Source organism: Mesorhizobium sp. M8A.F.Ca.ET.161.01.1.1, from assembly GCF_004792105.1.
GTDB lineage: Bacteria > Pseudomonadota > Alphaproteobacteria > Rhizobiales > Rhizobiaceae > Mesorhizobium.
Window position 1 is genome coordinate 1 of the sequence record NZ_SRTD01000342.1, and the last position, 315, is coordinate 315.

Sequence of the window (315 nt, forward strand, 5' to 3'; positions counted from 1 at the left end):
AAACAGTTTTCAAGGGCGCCAAGATGGTCGGGGCCATGGCGTCACTCAATCAGGCTCTCGTCTCGGGCGAGATCGACCTTTATATGACCGGTGGCACTTATTCCGTCTCTCCGGCGCGTGCCGACGGCTATGCGAACTTGCGCGCCATTACGCCACTCAAGGGCCCGATGGATGGCAAGGGCGGTATTTCCTGGATCGAGATCACCTCGACGGTCAACAATCCCGAACTTTCGCCACTCGCCCTGGAATTTCTGAAATACGTCCAGGATCCGCACGTCGCCCACACCGTCGCCTTTGCTGAAGGCACATTCAACC

1 pseudogene is annotated in these 315 nt (G+C 57.8%); it reads left to right on the plus strand.

The annotated features are described in order from the left end of the window. Positions 1–35: 35 nt before the first annotated feature. A pseudogene (locus EN804_RS35990) lies at positions 36–315 on the plus strand (spermidine/putrescine ABC transporter substrate-binding protein); the annotation flags it as partial.